The 13,575-nt window shown below is 70.4% G+C and carries 16 protein-coding genes; 8 read left to right on the top strand and 8 right to left on the bottom strand.

The window, feature by feature from the left end; translation table 11 throughout:
- Nucleotides 1–8: 8 nt before the first annotated feature.
- The 7 genes from FB470_RS11800 to FB470_RS11830 form a co-directional block, all read right to left on the bottom strand.
- Entirely contained in the window at nt 9–902 is an 894-nt protein-coding gene (locus FB470_RS11800) for an EamA family transporter (RefSeq protein ID WP_306999215.1), read from the bottom strand.
- A 208-nt stretch (nt 903–1,110) separates the two neighbouring features.
- A complete protein-coding gene (gene pstB, locus FB470_RS11805) occupies nt 1,111–1,887 on the bottom strand; it encodes a phosphate ABC transporter ATP-binding protein PstB (protein WP_306991048.1) in 777 nt (258 codons plus the stop codon).
- 10 nt (nt 1,888–1,897) lie between these two features.
- Nucleotides 1,898–2,824 (bottom strand): phosphate ABC transporter permease PstA, encoded by a 927-nt coding sequence (gene pstA, locus FB470_RS11810; protein WP_306991050.1) that lies wholly within the window; start codon nt 2,822–2,824, stop codon nt 1,898–1,900.
- Nucleotides 2,824–3,747, bottom strand: a complete 924-nt coding sequence (gene pstC / locus FB470_RS11815) for a phosphate ABC transporter permease subunit PstC (RefSeq protein ID WP_306991052.1) — start codon at nt 3,745–3,747, stop codon at nt 2,824–2,826. Before pstC ends, pstA begins: the two co-directional genes overlap by 1 nt.
- Nucleotides 3,748–3,941: 194 nt before the next feature.
- Nucleotides 3,942–5,069 carry a phosphate ABC transporter substrate-binding protein PstS gene (pstS, locus tag FB470_RS11820; RefSeq protein WP_306991053.1) on the bottom strand — a complete coding sequence of 376 codons (1,128 nt, stop codon included), beginning with the start codon at nt 5,067–5,069 and terminating at the stop codon, nt 3,942–3,944.
- Between the two features lie 215 nt (nt 5,070–5,284).
- On the bottom strand, nt 5,285–6,190 hold the full coding sequence (gene mshD / locus FB470_RS11825; RefSeq protein ID WP_306991055.1) for a mycothiol synthase: 906 nt from the start codon (nt 6,188–6,190) through the stop codon (nt 5,285–5,287).
- A 19-nt stretch (nt 6,191–6,209) separates the two neighbouring features.
- On the bottom strand, nt 6,210–6,962 hold the full coding sequence (locus FB470_RS11830; protein WP_306991056.1) for a winged helix-turn-helix transcriptional regulator: 753 nt from the start codon (nt 6,960–6,962) through the stop codon (nt 6,210–6,212).
- A gap of 210 nt (nt 6,963–7,172) precedes the next feature.
- On the opposite strand from FB470_RS11830, the gene FB470_RS11835 reads away from it, so the two are divergent.
- From FB470_RS11835 to FB470_RS11870, 8 genes are all read left to right on the top strand, one after another.
- Nucleotides 7,173–8,060, top strand: coding sequence for an LmeA family phospholipid-binding protein (locus FB470_RS11835; protein ID WP_306991057.1), 888 nt, complete (start codon nt 7,173–7,175; stop codon nt 8,058–8,060).
- Nucleotides 8,061–8,067: 7 nt separating this feature from the next.
- Entirely contained in the window at nt 8,068–8,502 is a 435-nt protein-coding gene (locus FB470_RS11840; RefSeq protein ID WP_306991058.1) for a TlpA family protein disulfide reductase, read from the top strand.
- 267 nt (nt 8,503–8,769) lie between these two features.
- Entirely contained in the window at nt 8,770–9,201 is a 432-nt protein-coding gene (locus tag FB470_RS11845) for a DUF4395 domain-containing protein (protein WP_237338864.1), read from the top strand.
- Between the two features lie 41 nt (nt 9,202–9,242).
- A complete protein-coding gene (locus FB470_RS11850) occupies nt 9,243–10,082 on the top strand; it encodes a sulfurtransferase (protein WP_306991060.1) in 840 nt (279 codons plus the stop codon).
- 2 nt (nt 10,083–10,084) lie between these two features.
- Nucleotides 10,085–10,393: a DUF1416 domain-containing protein gene (locus FB470_RS11855; protein WP_306991062.1), complete on the top strand. Its 309-nt coding sequence runs from the start codon at nt 10,085–10,087 to the stop codon at nt 10,391–10,393.
- Between the two features lie 241 nt (nt 10,394–10,634).
- Nucleotides 10,635–11,249, top strand: a complete 615-nt coding sequence (locus FB470_RS11860; protein ID WP_306991064.1) for a heme-binding beta-barrel domain-containing protein — start codon at nt 10,635–10,637, stop codon at nt 11,247–11,249.
- 6 nt (nt 11,250–11,255) lie between these two features.
- The gene (gene pxpB / locus FB470_RS11865; RefSeq protein WP_306991066.1) at nt 11,256–11,867 is read left to right on the top strand and encodes a 5-oxoprolinase subunit PxpB; all 612 of its coding nucleotides are present in this window, start codon (nt 11,256–11,258) and stop codon (nt 11,865–11,867) included.
- Nucleotides 11,864–12,727, top strand: coding sequence for a 5-oxoprolinase subunit C family protein (locus FB470_RS11870; protein WP_306991069.1), 864 nt, complete (start codon nt 11,864–11,866; stop codon nt 12,725–12,727). Before pxpB ends, FB470_RS11870 begins: the two co-directional genes overlap by 4 nt.
- Here FB470_RS11870 and FB470_RS11875 read toward each other — a convergent pair.
- A complete protein-coding gene (locus FB470_RS11875) occupies nt 12,718–13,557 on the bottom strand; it encodes an aminodeoxychorismate lyase (RefSeq protein WP_306991070.1) in 840 nt (279 codons plus the stop codon). The genes FB470_RS11870 and FB470_RS11875 overlap by 10 nt on opposite strands.
- Nucleotides 13,558–13,575: the final 18 nt, after the last annotated feature.

The following is a 13,575-nucleotide window of genomic DNA, read 5'->3' on the forward strand; positions in this document are numbered from 1 at the left end:
GAGCCTGGTCAGGGGGCATCGCGGACCGAGCGGGTCGCCCCGATCGACGCCCCGACGACGCAGCAGATCGCGAGCCACTGCATCGGGTGCAGCGCCTCGCCGAGCACGAGCAGGCCGGACAGCGCCGCGACGGCTGGTTCGAGGCTCATCAGGATGCCGAACACACGCGGCGGGAGCTTGCGCAGCGCTTCGAGCTCCAGCGAGTACGGGATGACCGACGACAGCAGCGCCACCGCCAGCCCGATCAGCAGCACCCACGGCGACAGCAGGCTCGCGCCGCTCTCCACCACGCCGGCCGGCATCGCCGCGACCGCCGCGACGGCCATGCCCAGCGCGAGGCCCTTGCCCTCCTCGGTGCGCTTGCCCAGGGACGCGCTGAGCAGGATGTACAGACCCCAGCAGGCGCCCGCGACCAGCGCGAACACGATGCCCAGCACCGACAGGTCGCCCCGCGTCTCGGCGAGCAGCACGACCCCGCCCGCGGCGAGGACGGCCCACAGCACGTCGAGCCAGCGCCGGGACCCGGCCAGCGCCACCGCCAGCGGCCCGAGGAACTCGATGGTGACCGCGATGCCCTGCGGGATGCGCGCGAGGGCCTGGTAGAAGGTCAGGTTCATGGTGCCGAGCACCACGCCGTACGCGACGACCACCGGCAGCGCCCGCCGGCCCATCCGGACCACCGGCCGCCACACGAGCAGCAACACGACCGCGGCGAAGAACAACCGCAGCGTGACCGTCCCGGCCGGCCCGGCGACCGCGAAGAGCTGCTTCGCGAGCGACGCGCCCACCTGGACGCTGACGATGCCGATCAGCACCTGCAGCGGCGGCGGGATGGCCCCGAGGACCCGCCCGGCGACCGCGAGCGCACGCGGCTTGGGCAGCCGCCCGCCGACACCCTCCACGAAAACCTGAACCACGTCCTCGACGGTATCGGCACCCACCGACACTTCCCACCGGATTTGCCTCACGTACCGGCGAACCACCCGCGCGTGGCTTGTGCGCCGCTTCAACCGTTCGGAGCAGCGGAATCGCTTCCCGCGGTGTCCAGTGAGAACTCGCAAAAAAAGAACCCCCTCGGCGGCACACCGAGGGGGTCCGACCACACACCGGTCAGCCGAACCGGCCCGAGATGTAGTCCTCCGTCGCCTTCTCGTCGGGGTTCGAGAAGATCTTCTCGGTGTCGTTGATCTCCACGAGGCGTCCCGGCTGGCCGACCCCGGCCAGGTTGAAGAACGCCGTCTGGTCCGACACCCGCGCCGCCTGCTGCATGTTGTGCGTGACGATCACGATGGTGTAGTCCTTCTTCAGCTCGGCGATCAGGTCCTCGATCGCGAGCGTGGAGATCGGGTCCAGCGCCGAGCACGGCTCGTCCATCAGCAGCACGTCCGGGCGCACGGCGATGGCCCGCGCGATGCACAGCCGCTGCTGCTGGCCACCGGAGAGGCTGCCGCCCGGCTTGTTCAGCCGGTCCTTGACCTCGTTCCACAGGTTGGCGCCGCGCAGGGCCCGCTCGGCGATGTCGTCGAGCTTCTTCTTGCTCGTCGTGCCGGCCAGCTTCAGCCCGGCCACCACGTTGTCCCGGATGGACATCGTGGGGAACGGGTTCGGCCGCTGGAACACCATGCCGATGGTGCGCCGCACCTGCACCGGGTCGACCGAGGAGGAGTAGATGTCCTCGCCGTCGAGCAGCACCTGCCCGTCGACCCGCGCACCCGGGATGACCTCGTGCATCCGGTTCAGCGTGCGCAGCACGGTGGACTTGCCGCAGCCGGACGGGCCGATGAAGGCGGTGACGTTCCGCGGCGGCACGGACAGCGTGACGCTGTCGACGGCGTGGAACTTGCCGTAGTAGATGTCGAGGTCCTTGACGTCGATTCGCTTGGCCATTGTGGAACGCTCACTTCTTCTTCGGGGCGACCAGGCGGGAGACCACCGTGGCGAGGAGGTTGATGATGGCGATGATGAGGACGAGGGTCAGCGCGGCGCCCCAGATGCGGTCGAAACCCACGCTACCCGGTTCCATCGAGTTGGTGGCCCGTTCGGTGTTCATCAGCAGCGGCAGCGAGGCCTGGTTGTTGTTGAACAGGTCCCAGTTGACGTAGGCCGAGTACCCGACCAGCACGAGCAGCGGCGCCGTCTCGCCCATGACGCGGGCCAGCGCCATCATGATGCCGCTGATGATGCCGGACAGCGCCGTCGGCAGCACGATCTTCATGATCGTCTTCCACTTGGGCACGCCCAGCGCGTACGACGCCTCGCGCAGGTCGTCCGGCACGATCCGCAGCATCTCCTCGGCGGAACGCACCACGACCGGGATCATCAGCAGCACCAGCGCCAGCGACACGGCGAAGCCGCTGCGCGGCAGGCCCAGCGTGGTGATCCACAGCGCGTAGATGAACAGCGCGGCGACGATCGACGGGACACCCGAGAGGATGTCCACCATGAACGTGGTGATCTTCGCCAGGCGGCTGTTGCGCCCGTACTCCACCAGGTAGATCGCCACCAGCAGGCCCAGCGGCACCGAGATGATCGCGCACATCAGGCCCTGCTGGAGCGTGCCGATGATGGCGTGCAGGACGCCGCCGCCGACCTCGTCGGACAGCACCGACCCGAAGTCCTGGCTCCACCAGTTGGTGTACGGGATGCGCTTGATGCCGTTCGCGATCACCGTGTAGAGCACCCAGACCAGCGGGGCGACGGCGATCAGGAACGACAGCCACACCAGCACCGTGGCGAGCATGTTCTTGGCCTTGCGGCGCGCGCTCACCTGCTGGAACGCGGGCGGCGAGGCGAGGCGCTCGGTTTCGGAGAGTGTTGTGGTCATCAGTCCGCCTTCCGCTCGCCGATGATCGACCTGGCCGCGAAGTTCACCGCGAAGGTCAGGATGAACAGGACCAGACCGGACGCGATGTAGGCGCCGGCGGACCTCGGGTTGTTGAACTCGGCGTAGTTCGCCGCGATCTGCGACGCGAACGTCGCGCCGCCGTCGAAGACGCTCCAGTCGAAGGTGCGCCCGCGCGGGATGTACAGGATGACGGCCAGCGCGATCGTCTCGCCCAGGGCCCGGCCGAGACCGAGCATCGACGCGCCGACGTAGCCGGCCTTCCCGAACGGCAGCACGGTCGTCCGGATGACCTCCCAGCGGGTCGCGCCCAGTGCGAGCGCGCCCTCGATCTGGGCGGTCGGCGTGCGCTCGAACACCTCGCGCGACAGCGACGTGATGATCGGCAGCAGCATCACGGCGAGCACCACGCCCGCGGTGAAGATCGTGCCCGCGTAGTTCGGGAACACGTTGCCGGTGCCGAAGACCGGGATGAACCCGAGCGCGTGGTTGAGCCATCCGGAGATCGGCGTCAGCTTCGGGGCCAGCACGAGGATGCCCCACAGGCCGAAGATGATCGAGGGCACCGCGGCCAGCAGGTCGACGATGTAGGCGAACGGCCGCGCCAGCCGCTTCGGGGCGTACTGGGTCAGGAACAGGGCGATGCCGAGCGAGATCGGCATCGCGATCACCAGCGCCACCAGTGAGGTGTAGATGGTGACCAGCAGCAGGTCCAGGATGCCGAACCGCAGGTGGCTCGGATCACCGGTTTCCCAGATGCGTGAGGTGAAGAAGTTGACCTCGTTGGCGCCGAGTGCCGGAATCGCCTGCACCAGCAGGAAGATCCCGATCAGCGCGATGAGCGCGACGACGAAGATGCCCGCGCCGGTGCTCAGGTTCTTGAAGATGCGGTCACCCGGCCGCACCTTCGCGGTCTTGTTCGTTGCGGCCGGCGAGGCAGCTCGCTCAGTGGCCGGTGGTTGCGCCGTAATCGGGGGCCTCCGGGAGTGGTCTAGACGACGACGGACGCCCACCGGTGTCGCCGGTGGGCGTCCGCCTCGCGAGTGACTCGCTTCATCAGTGAATCAGTGCAAACCGATCAGGGGTTGCCGGGCAACGATCAGGAGATCGCGTTGATCGAGGTCAGCACCTTGTCCTGCAGCGACTGCGGGAGCGGCACGAACCCCTTGTCCGCGATCGGCTGCTGGGCGGTCGTGGCCGCCACGGTCAGGAACGCCTTGACCGCCTTGGCGGTGTCGGCGTCGTAGCCCTTCGAGCAGACGATCTCGTACGTGGTCAGCAGCAGCGGGTAGGCACCCGGGGTGTTGCTGGCGTAGATCTTCTTCAGGTCCAGGGCCAGATCGTTGCTGCCCGGGGTGCGGAACGAGGCCGCGTCCAGCGCCTTCGCCACGTTCTCCGGGGTCAGCTCGACCGCGCCCGAACCGCTGTCCAGCTTGGCGGCGGTCAGGCCGTCCTTGACGTAGGACGACTCGACGTAGCCGATGGCGCCGTCGGCGCCCCGGATGCCCGAGGCGACACCGTTGGAGCCCTGCGCGCCGTTGCCGACGCCGCCCTTGAACGCCTTGCCGGTGCCCTGCGTCCAGGCACCCTTCGAGGCGGCCTCGAGGTAGGTCTGGAAGTTGTCGGTGGTGCCCGACTCGTCCGACCGCGAGAACACCTGGATCGGCTTGTCCGGCAGGTTGACGCCCGGGTTGACGGCGGCGATCGCCGGGTCGTTCCACTTGGTGATCTTGCCGTTGAAGATCTTGGCCGCGACCTCGCCGTTCAGGGTGAGCGAGGAGACGCCGTCCAGCTTGTAGGCGATGGCGACCGGGCCGACCACCAGCGGCAGGTTCCAGGCCTCGCCACCGGCGCAGCGCGCGTTGGCGGCGTTCTGCTCGTCGCCCGTCTTCAGCGGAGAGTCCGAGCCGCCGAAGTCGACCTGCTTGGCGGTGAACTGCTTGACGCCCGCGCCGGAACCGGTCGCGTTGTAGTTCACGATCTGGCCCGCGCAGGTCTTGGCGTACTGCTGGGCGAAGATGTCCACCGCGGTCTTCTGGGCCGTCGACCCCTCGCCGGTCAGCGGCGACTTGCCACCGCACTGGACGTTGGCCTGAGCGGTCGGGGCGGTGGCCGCGCCCGAGGTCCGGGTGTTGCCCGTCGACGCCGGGTCGGTGCCACAGGCCGCGAGCACGAGGGCAGCGCTCGCCGCGATGCCGAGAGCACCCATCGGCCGCATGATCTTCACTTCATGTCCTCCAGCTATCGAAAGCCGTTCGTCGCAACCGGACATTAGGCAGCACGGGTGGACGCGCGGCCGTCTACAGATGAACGCGAAGTGAACAAGGGCGCCAATGTGAGCGGAACAACTTCACTCGAACGGGCACCGTGTCCCGGCCGTGACCTGCAGGTTCGCAATCCGTGATGAACCGTTGGCGCACGGTTAACGCTGCGGAACGCTGATCACCGCTCGTATTGGACGTCGACCTCGTGCCGCGTGAAGCCGAGACGCGAGTAAACGGCGATCGCCGGCGCGTTGTCGCCCTCGACGTACAAGATCACCTGCGGCAGGCCGCGATCGCGGAGGTAGCGCAGGCCGGCCAGGGTCAGGGCCTTGCCGAGACCGCCGCCCTGCGCGCCGGGGTCGACGCCCACGACGTACACCTCGCCGGTCTCCTCGCCGCCGAAGCGGCGCGGGTTGGCCGGGTGCACCTTGGTCCAGTGGAAGCCCAGCAGCTTGCCCGCGGAGTCCTCGGCGAGGAAGAAGCCGTCGGGGTCGAACCAGTCCTCGGCCTCCTCGGCGCGCAGGTCGCCGACCGTGAGCCGGCCCTGTTCCGGGTGCCAGTCGAAGGCGCGGGCGTTGACCTCGATCACGGCCTGCTCGTCGCGCCCGGGCACGAAGGTGCGCAGGGTGACGCCCTCGGGCAGCCGGGGCTCCGGCCAGTCCGGGTCGACTGGGGTGCGCATGATCAGCAGTTCGCGGGCTCGCGAGAAACCCGCTCGCTCGGCGATCGCTGCCGCACCGGGGTGGTCGCCGTGGGCCCACAGCCGCAGCGTCGCCTCGCCGGCCCGGTCGACCAGCGCGGACAGCATCTCGCTGCCCACGCCCTGCCGCCGGTGGTCCGGCCGCACGATCAGCTCGGCCACCTGCCGTCCGAAGGCGTCGCCGGAGACGTCCAGGTGCGCGTAACCGGCGAGCACGCCGTCGGCGCGGGCCAGCAGGTGCGGTCCGTGCGCGAACTCGCCGGGCAGCGATCCGTCGGGCGGGAGGTCCGGACGGCCGTCCGCCTCACGCGCGGCGAGCAACAGCTCGCGCACCTCGCGGGTGGTGTTCTCGTCCAGCTCGTCGGCCCACACCAGAGTCAGCATCCGATCACGCTAGCCCGGTTCAGTGGTTGGAGAACTCCGTCGACAACTCGCTCGGGTCGAAGTTGAGCGAAGTCACGCCGGGCCGGGCCGACGCCTTGACCGGGCGCTCGAACTTGTACCCGACGTTGCGCACGGTGCCGATCATCTGCTCGTGCTCGGGGCCGAGCTTGGCGCGCAGCCGCCGGACGTGCACGTCCACCGTGCGGGTGCCGCCGAAGAAGTCGTAGCCCCAGACCTCCTGCAGCAGCTGGGCGCGGGTGAACACCCGGCCGGCGTGCTGGGCGAGGTACTTGAGCAGCTCGAACTCCTTGTAGGTGAGCTCGAGGGTGCGGCGGCGCAGGCGCGCGGTGTAGGTGGCCTCGTCGATCACCAGGTCGCCGACGCGCAGCTCGGTGTCCACCTGGGTGCTACCGCCGTCGCGCGTGGTGGCCAGCCGCAGCCGGGCGTCGACCTCGGCCGGGCCCGCGGTGGGCAGCAGGATGTCGTCGGTGCGCCACTCGGCGCTGACCGCGACGAGGCCGCCCTCGCCGATCACCGCGATGATCGGCGTGCCGCCCTCGTCCTCGGCGGTGCCCTTGAGCAGGCGGCAGAGGCTCTTCGCGGAGGCCAGGTCGGTGCGCGCGTCGAGCAGGATCACGTCCCGGTGGCCCGCGTCGAGGAGCGCGGTGACCTCCGGCGCGCGGACGCGTACGGTGTGCGGGAGCAGGTCAAGGGCTGGAAGGACCGCAGTGGCCTCCGCCTCGGAAGTCAGAACGAGCAGGTCCAGGCTCATCGCCACACCGCCTTCTTGCTTGATCGTAGCCTTGAGCGCCCCTGGTCTTAGCCGACAAGACTAGCGGGTGAACAGGGAAAAGCCCCTGCCCTGCAGCCACCGTCACACTGACGTCACACTGGTGACCCCTAGCCTCGGGCTGTCCAGAAACCCGGACTCGAGACAGATCGGACACGAAGAGTGAGCAGACCTGCGACCCAGGACCGAGCCGTGCCACCCGCGGGTTCCCGCCGTCGTGGACGGCGCGCCCGGCGCATCGTCATCAGTCTCGTCGTACTCCTCGCACTGCTGGTCGGGGCCGATTTCGGGCTCGCCGCGTTCGCCGAGCACACCGTGTCGCAGAAGGCGCGCGAGCAGCTGAAGCTGACCGACGACCCGTCGGTGACCATCCACGGCTTCCCGTTCACCACCCAGGCGATCGGCGGTGACTACAGCCACATCTCGCTGTCCGCGTCCGGTGTGCCGATCAAGGACCTGCAGGACGTCGGTGTGACAGCCGACCTCTACGACGTCACGGCCCCGCTGTCGGACCTGGTCAACGGCAACACCGACGCGATCGACATCGGGCGGCTGCAGGCGCAGGTCACGATCAAGGCCAGTGACATCAACAAGGTCGACCCGCTGACCAAGGTCGAGGACCTGCGGATCGAGCCGTCGAGCATCGCCTACGTGCAGACCGGCCAGGACGCCGAGAGCGGCACCGACAACGGCTCGAACGGCGACCAGCAGGGCCAGGACGGCACGTCCGCGGAGGACCAGGGCCAGGACCACTCGAAGGCGGGCATCCGGATCTCCGGGTACGTGCAGATCGCCGGTCAGCGGCTGGAGATCTTCTGCTTCGCCATGATCGAACTGCACGGCACGCAGATCGACATCGTGCCGAAGCGCCTCCAGTACGGGAATGACAAGGAGACGACGGTTGTTCCCGAAGCTGTGCAGCAGGCCCTGCTGCCGAACTTCAAGGCCACGATCGACACCGGCAGCCTCCCGTTCGAGGTCACCCCGACGGCGGTGCAGGTGAACAGCGGGTCGGTCACCATCAAGGGTGAGGCCAAGAACGTGAGGTTCAGCGGGGCGGCCAGCTCGACCGGAGGGTGATGCGCTGATGACGGGCCTGTGGGTGGTTCTCGGCACGCTGGTGGTCGCCGGGATCGCCGGTGCGCTGCTGCAAGCGCGCAACGGGCGGGTCCGGGCGGCCCGCCGCGCGCCGGCCGCCGAGCTGCCCGCGCCCGTCGCCGCCGCGCTCGACACCCGGGCGCGGGTCACCCTGGTGCAGATCTCCACCACGTTCTGCACGCCGTGCCGGCACACCCGCGCCCTGCTCGGCCCGCTGGCCGAGCGCACCGACGGCCTCACGCACGTCGACCTCGACGTGACGAACCAGCCGGAGGTCGCCCAGGCGCTGGGTGTGCTGCGCACGCCCACCACCATCGCCTACGGTGCCGACGGCACCGAGCTGCTGCGCGTCGGCGGCGTGCCCAAGGCCCCCGCCCTGCTCGAGGCGCTGGCGCCCCACCTGCCCGCGCGAGTCGCCGAGTAGTTCGCTGACCAGGCCGGACTTTTTTTCCTGGATGGTGGGAATGCTCTCAGTGGGTGGACACCCCTCCCACTTTCAGGGACGTCCGGGTAGCCTGACGCTCGTGTGCAGGCTGCCCCTCACTCTGCTGACGCAACGCCGCGCGGTCGACTTCTGCCGCGTGCGCAGCAGCCTGTGTCCGGCCTAGCGGGCTCGTAGTCCCGCTTCTTCTCCCCCGGAATTACCCCCATCAGACGTGTGCGCTCGCGCGCGCCCCGCCAGGGAGGTGACATGTCAGCAGGTCCAGCCGTCGATCCACGCGGACCGCGTTTCGCGGCCGTCATCACGACCGTCGTGCTCGCGGTGGTCCTCATCACGGGTTGGTGGCCACTGCTGGCCGTGCAGACGGTCGTGTTCGCCATCGGTGCGTTCATCGGGCTGAAGCCGGCCCCGTACTCGCTGCTCTACCGCTACCTCGTCGCGCCGCGGCTGGCGCCGACGTCGGAGCGGGAGGACGCGGCGCCGCTGCGGTTCGCCCAGGCGGTCGGGTTCGTGTTCGCGCTGGTCGGCACCATCGGGTACGCCACCGGCGTCACCGCGCTGGGCATCGTCGCGACGGCGTTCGCGCTGTTCGCGGCGTTCCTCAACGCGGCGTTCAACTTCTGTCTCGGCTGCGAGATGTACCTCCTGATCCGGCGCGTGGCGCCGAGCCAGGCTTCCTGACGAAGTCCACCCACGAGAAGAAGAAAGCGAGAAGTGCTCTCATGAGCCGTGAAGACGTCCTGGTCACCACGCAGTGGGCCGAGGAGAACCTGAACACCCCCGGCGTGGTCTTCGCCGAGGTGGACGAGGACACCACCGCCTACGACGGCGGCCACATCCCCGGCGCGGTCAAGATCGACTGGAAGACCGAGCTGCAGGACCCGGTCCGCCGCGACTTCGTCGACAAGGCCGGGTTCGAGGCCCTGCTGTCGGAGAAGGGCATCGCCAACGACGACCTCGTCGTCCTGTACGGCGGCAACAACAACTGGTTCGCCGCGTACGCCTACTGGTACTTCAAGCTGTACGGCCACGACAAGGTCAAGCTGCTCGACGGCGGCCGCAAGAAGTGGGAGCTGGACGGCCGCGAGCTGACCTCCGACGAGGTCAAGCGCGAGCGCACCAACTACGTCGCCAAGGAGCCGGACACCTCGATCCGCGCCTTCCGCGACGAGGTCGTCGACGCGATCGGCACCAAGAACCTGGTCGACGTGCGCTCGCCCGACGAGTTCACCGGCAAGCTGCTCGCCCCCGCGCACCTGCCGCAGGAGTCGGCGCAGCGCGGCGGCCACATCCCGACGGCGCTGAACGTGCCGTGGGCCAAGACCGCGAACGAGGACGGCACGTTCAAGACCGCCGAGGAGCTCAAGGAGCTGTACGCCGAGGCGGGCCTGGACACCGGCAAGGCGACCATCGCCTACTGCCGGATCGGTGAGCGCTCCAGCCACACCTGGTTCGCGCTGCACGAGCTGATCGGGCTCGAGGACGTGAAGAACTACGACGGTTCGTGGACCGAGTACGGCTCGCTGGTGGGCGTGCCGATCGAAACCGGAACGGGGAAGTGACGATGAGTGCTGACGGTTGCGGCGCGCCGGTCCAGACGGCGACGCCCGCGGACATCGACACGAACGGGCAGGTCGTGGTGGCCGGCAAGGTCACCGGCGGCGACGGCCCGCTGGGCGGTGCCTACGTGCGCCTGCTGAACGGCGACGGCGACTTCGCGGGCGAGGTCCAGGCCTCCCCCGAGGGCGACTTCCGCTTCTACGCCGCGCCCGGCGCCTGGACCGTGCGCGCCCTGCACCGCGCCGGCAACGGCGAGGCGTCGCTGACCGCCGAGGGACCCGGCCTGCACCAGGTCGCGATCTCGGTCGCCTGACCCCCGCTGAGCACGGCCACCCCCGCGGACCCCGCGGGGGTGGCCGTCGTCCTATCCGGACTGAGCCGCCCGTGGGCGTGGTGCTCGCCACGCGGGTGCGGGGCGAGTGAAGTGCCTGCCAGCGGCTATCCTGCTGGACGTGGAGATCCTGTTTACGACGCTGTTGGTGCTCGCCGCCATCGCGATCCTCTGGTTCACCGTGTACGTCGTCTACCGGCTGTACGCCGACCAGCGCTGACCGATGACATCCGGCGATGACGCCGTCGCAGCCGCCGCCGAGCGGGCCGAGTCGACGCGCGGGCGCAACCTCCCGCAGTTCGACGACCTGCCCATCCCGGTCGACACCGCGAACCTGCGCGAGGGCGCGAACCTGAACGACGCCTGCCTGGCGCTGCTGCCGCTCGTCGGCGTGTGGCGCGGGGAGGGCGAGGTCAACTACCCGACCATCGAGGGTCCCCGCCGCGTCGCCCAGCAGCTCACCATCGCGCACGACGGCCGCCCGTTCCTGTACCACGAGGCGCGCTCGTGGCTGCTCGACGACGACGGCAACGTGATCCGCGCGGCCGCCCGCGAGGTCGGCTGGTGGCGCCCGCAGGCCGACGACACGATCGAGCTGCTGCTGGCCCACAACACCGGCATCGTCGAGGTGTTCTACGGCAAGCCGCGCACCCAGACCTCCTGGGAGCTGGGCACCGACGCGGTCGTGCGCACCTCCACGGCCAAGGAGGTCACCGGCGCGCAGCGGCTCTACGGCCTGGTCAACAACGGTGACCTGGGCTACGTCGAGGAACGCGCGATGGTCGGCCAGCCGATGCAGCCGCACGTCTCCCTGTACCTCAAACGCGTCGTGGGCTGACGCCCCGTGCGCTGGCTGCGCTACGGCCCGGACGCCGCGCTCGTCGAATGCGAGTCGCTCGCCGAGATGAGCGCCGTCCGCGCCGCCGTGGTCGCCGCGGGCCTGCCCGATCTGGTCGAGGTCGTACCCGGGGCCCGCACGGTCCTCGTCGCCGCCCGGCCCGGCACGCGCGCCCTGGAGCAGGTCCGCGCGCTCGTCGAGCGGGCCGATCCGGAAACCGCCGACGGCGGCGAGCCGCGGGAGATCACCCTCGACGTCCGCTACGACGGCGAGGACCTCGACCTCGTGGCGCGCACCGCGGGCATCAGCACCGACGAGGTGGTCGAGCTGCACACCGGCGCCGTCTACACCGTCGCGTTCACCGGCTTCGCCCCCGGCTTCGGCTACCTCACCGGGCTGCCCGAACCGCTCCGGCAGTCGCGTTTGGACACTCCACGCACGCGCGTCCCGGCCGGTGCGGTGGCGATCGCGGGCGAGTTCACCGGCGTCTACCCGCGCTCCTCACCCGGCGGCTGGCGGCTGCTCGGGCACACCGACGCCGTCCTGTTCGACAGCCGCGCGGAGCGCCCCGCGCTGCTCGCGCCGGGCGACCGGGTCCGGTTCCGGAGCCTGTCGTGAGCCGCGCGCTGGAGGTCGTCGCGACCGGGCCGCTCGCCCTGGTCCAGGACCTCGGCCGGCCCGGTCACGCGCACCTCGGCGTGCCGCCCTCCGGCGCCCTCGACGTCCCGGCGCTGCGCCTGGCCAACCGGCTGGCCGGCAACCCGGAGACCGCGGCCGGGATCGAGACCCTGCTCGGCGGCCTCGCGGTGAAGGCACGCGCGTCCTGCACGGTCGCGGTCACCGGCCCGCCCGTCGCGGTGACCGTCGACGGCCGGCCCGCCGGCTCGCACGTCCCGGTGCACCTCACCGCCGGTCAGACCCTGACCGTCGGGCGCCCGGACACGGGCCTGCGCTGCTACCTCGCCGTGTCCGGCGGCATCGACGTCGAGCCCGAGCTGGGCAGCCGGTCGCGGGACGTCCTGTCCGGGATCGGGCCGGCCCCGCTGGAACCGGGCGACGTGCTGCCGCTGGGAGCGCCGAGCGGGATCCCGGACGGCGCGGACACCGTCACCGCCCCGCCGACCCCGCCCGACCTGCTCGTCCCGGTGGTCCTCGGCCCGCGCGACGACTGGTTCGACGACGCCGCCCACCAGCTGTCGGTGCCGTGGACGGTCACCAGCGAGTCCAACCGCGTCGGCCTCCGCCTGGACGGCCCCGCGCTGCGGCGCACCGAAGCGCGGGCCGCCGCGGAACTGCCCAGCGAAGGCGTCATCACCGGTGCGATCCAGGTGCCGCCCAACGGCCTGCCGGTCGTGTTCCTCGCCGACCACCCGACCACGGGCGGCTACCCGGTGATCGCCGTCGTCGTGCCCCGCGCGCTCCCCGCGCTGGCGCAGGCGAGGCCGGGCACGACGATCCGCTTCCGCCCCTACGCGTAGACGCTTTCGTAGGCCTGGGCGAGCTCGGCGTGGATCGCCGTCGAGTCGGGCAGCGGCGTGCCGTCCAGCGTGTGCACGCGGGTGAGCTTGCGCACCGAGGACGACAGGAAGACGCCGTCCGCGGAGGTCAGGTCGGCGGCCCGGATCGGCTCGATCTTGGTCGACCACCCGGCTCGCTCGGCGCCGCGGAACACGGCGGCCTGCGTGGTGCCGGGCAGGATCCCGATCGCCGGTGGCGGCGTGTACAGCGTGCGGTCCTTCGCCACGATCACGTTCGACGTCGGGCCCTCCAGGACCGAACCGTCGGTCGCCGTGAAGATCACGTCCGCGGCACCGCGGCGGTCCGCCTCGCGCACCGCGGCCATGTTGATCGCGTACGACAGCGACTTCGCGCCCAGCAGCAGCCAGGGCGCGCGCTCGGCGAGGCCCGGGTCGATGCCGCGTTCGAGGGTCACCACGGCGACGCCGTCCCGGCGCGCCGCGAACACCTTCGGGTCGATTTCGAGGCCGAGCGCGAAGGCGGTCGGCTCGCCCGCCGGGTCGACCCCGCGCGTGTAGACGAGCTTGAGCGCGAACTCGCCGCCGGTCCAGTTGTCGATCACCGTGCGCGTGGCGCGCTGCCACGCCTCGTCGTCCGGTTCCGGCAGCTCGAGCATGGACGCCGAACGGGCCAGCCGGTCCAGGTGCGGGCGCAGCTCGCGGGGTTCGCCGTCGGCGACCAGGACCGTTTCGAAGACCCCGTCGCCGCGCATCAGACCGAGGTCTTCGACGCGGATGTGGGGTGCGTCGGGGTCGGCCACGGTCCCGTTCAGGAAAGCGAGTACGCGCATGCGGTCACCGTACTCACC

This window comes from Amycolatopsis thermophila (genome assembly GCF_030814215.1).
Classification (GTDB): Bacteria; Actinomycetota; Actinomycetes; order Mycobacteriales; family Pseudonocardiaceae; genus Amycolatopsis_E; species Amycolatopsis_E thermophila.